This window comes from Rhizobium sp. 01T417 (assembly GCF_056398905.1).
Genome location: NZ_JBFTQH010000087.1, coordinates 1 through 2,854, shown reverse-complemented (window position 1 = coordinate 2,854; position 2,854 = coordinate 1). Strand labels below are relative to the sequence as shown.

Annotated in this window: 4 protein-coding genes; all 4 read right to left on the bottom strand. The window is 58.8% G+C overall.

Translation table 11 applies throughout. The features are described 5' to 3' along the window. A partial coding sequence (locus AC1DPR_RS31455; RefSeq protein ID WP_477817962.1) for an EAL domain-containing protein occupies positions 1 to 1,083 on the bottom strand: 1,083 nt, incomplete at its 3' end. 418 nt (positions 1,084 to 1,501) lie between these two features. Then, positions 1,502 to 2,254, bottom strand: coding sequence for a 2-dehydro-3-deoxy-D-gluconate 5-dehydrogenase KduD (gene kduD / locus AC1DPR_RS31450; protein WP_169681943.1), 753 nt, complete (start codon positions 2,252 to 2,254; stop codon positions 1,502 to 1,504). A gap of 7 nt (positions 2,255 to 2,261) precedes the next feature. After that, complete coding sequence (locus tag AC1DPR_RS31445) at positions 2,262 to 2,600, bottom strand: cupin domain-containing protein (protein ID WP_477817961.1); 339 nt, start codon at positions 2,598 to 2,600, stop codon at positions 2,262 to 2,264. 11 nt (positions 2,601 to 2,611) lie between these two features. Next, a partial coding sequence (locus AC1DPR_RS31440) for a 5-deoxy-glucuronate isomerase (RefSeq protein ID WP_477817960.1) occupies positions 2,612 to 2,854 on the bottom strand: 243 nt, incomplete at its 5' end.

Genomic DNA, 2,854 nt, shown 5'->3' with positions numbered 1-2,854 from the left:
GGTCCGGGCAATGTCGGCGTGAATGAAGCCGCGCTCCGTCACCTCCAGCCAGACCTGCGACGCTTGCACGTCAGCCGCATGAATCTCGTCGGTGATCAATGTCAGGAACTGACCGCTTTCCAGGTCCTGCGGCGATATGTTGATCGCAATATGCATGTCGCGATGCTCGGCGAGCGCCGTTTTCATGTTCAAGATAACGTTTTGGATCATGATCGCCGTGACTTGACCGATCATTCCGTTCTGTTCTGCGAAAGGAACGAAGAGGTCTGGTCTGACCCACGTGCCATCGGGCTTTTGCCACCGTACCAAGGCTTCAGCACCGATGCATCGACCACTCGATAGTTCGATGATTGGTTGATAATGCGCGAGAAGCTCTTTCTTGTGAAGACCCGTCGCAAGCTCGCCTGCGAGTGACAATCGCTGGCGCGATACCCAAACGATCAGAGCGATCAGGGCAAGTGATATTCCGACGCCGATCGGGACCATCTTCCAGAGTTCGCTGTCGGTACGCCAGTCGGCGACGCTCCGGTTGGAAATTGCAAACGCGGCAAAATCCTTGCCTCGACGGGAGGCAAAGACTTCGCTTTCGTTAAAGCCGCTGGTTTCTTCTTTGACCAGCCGCGAGACAAGTTCCGGGTCGGCATCGCCAGAAAGAGCGATCGGTTGTCCGTCCAGGGATGCAATACCCAGCAGCATGGGTGTGTCGTGAAGGACATCGACCAGTCGTGCCCGCTTCAGCAGTGCGTGATAGTCACCGTGGCTGACAACAACCATGCCATTTGAGGGCGTCGAGATGCCTCCTCCATTCAGACGCAAGGAATATCCGTCCGACAGTGGGATGCTCTTTTCAGTGAGCCGCATCTCATTGCGAACAAGTCCCCAGGTGTTGCAGATCACGCGCCCACTGCTCGTTATGGCGATTTCCTCCACCGAGAGGGCATCCGTCGTCAACTCCTGCAAGCGGGCGATGTCATCAGGCGAGCAGGTCTGTCGCTGCTCAGAGGCGAGCAGGTCCAACGCTGCACGAGCCCGGGAAATATTCAGGTCACCGCGCTGCAGCGTCCAGTCGGCGTAATCGGCCAAGTGTTGGCGCTCCAGTGCGAATGCGCGTTCCCGAGAAATATAAAAGGCCGCCAATAGCGGTAATGCTCCGGCGCAAATTGCCAGCCCGAACGCAATCGCTAAAATTCCATTTCGCCGCAAGTTGGCTTCCTCGGAAACTTCGGATCACTGCAATTGGGCGAAGTTAACACGCTTTCGAGTTGTCGAAGCTATAGAATTACTCTCGCAACTGAATTGGTCTCCGACGATCAAACCGCAGCCGTTTCCACCAGCTTCAACCTTACGGTCAACGGGCGCGCTGGCTTCGACGGCATCGGCGCCACTATACCGAGCGATCGGAAGGAACTCCGCGATCCCTAATTTTCGAGCACCTTTGAAGGTCCGTATCGACGCGCTCGCAGCGCTCCGATCAGTGAGTTGCACGAAGGACGTCGTGCGGTCATCTTGCAAGCCATCCGCCATCGACAGGCAAGACGATGCCGTGGACATAGTCGGACGCCTGAGATGCCAGGAACACGGCTGCGCCACCGAGTTGCGCGGGATCGCCCCAATGGCCGGCCGGGATGCGGGCAAGGATGCCGGCGCTGCGCTCACGATCCTCGCGAAGCGCGGTCGTGTTGTTGGTCACGAAATAGCCCGGAGCAATGGCATTGACGTTGATACCCTTGCCCGCCCATTCGCAGGCCAAGAGACGCGTCAGTCCGGCAAGCCCGCTCTTCGAGGCCGTGTAGGAGGGAATGCGGATGCCGCCCTGGAAGGACAATAGCGAGGCGATATTGATGATCTTGCCCCTGCCACTCGCGAGCATATGCCGGGCGGCAGCCTGCGACAGAAAGAAGACGCTCTTCAGGTTGATGTCCATGACCGCATCCCAATCGGCCTCCGTGAAGTCGATGGCGTCGGCGCGGCGGATGATGCCGGCATTGTTGACCAGGATGTCGAGCTTGCCAAAGGTCGCTACCGTTTCGTCGACGATTGCCTTTGTCGGTTCGATCGATCCAAGATCGGCCTTGATGGCGTGAAAGCCAGCACCGATCTCGCGAACCGCAGCCTCGGTTTCGTCCATCGAYGAGCGGCCAACGGCAACGATCGAGGCGCCGGCAGCCGCCAGCGCCACGGCGATTGCCTGGCCAAGGCCGGTATTGGCACCGGTGACGACCGCCACCTGCCCGGAAAGATCGAACATGGTCATAGCAGGCTCACTTCAGAAAYTCGGCGCGATGTGGCGTAAACGTATCGATCAGGCGGCCCTTCTCGAGAGCCTTGACCCCATGYACCAGATCGGGGGGRACGATGAAGCTGCCTCCCTGGTGCAGGGTTTCCGTCCTGCCGTCGATCGTCACCTCGAAACTGCCCTCAGCCACATAGCTTGCCTGGATGTGGGGATGGGAATGRAGCGCACCGACGGCGTCCTTCTCRAAAACCACCTCGACCATCATCATCTCAGGCAGGTRGGCCATGATGCGACGCCTCACGCCCGGTTCCGGACTGGTCCACTCGGCATCCTTGGCCGGCACGAAAAGATCACTCGCTGCCATATTCCCCCTCCTCACCTAAGATCTTCGATGGCGACAAGGTCGACGTCGGTATAGTCGACATTGTCACCGGCCATGGCCCAGATGAATGTGTAGCTTGATGTRCCGACACCGGAATGGATGGACCAACCCGGCGACAGGATCGCCTCCTCGTTCTTGACGAKSAGGTGGCGCGTTTCGTTCGGCTCTCCCATCAGATGCACGACGCGGGCCTTTTCCGGCAGATCGAAATAGAGATAGGCCTCCATCCGCCGGTC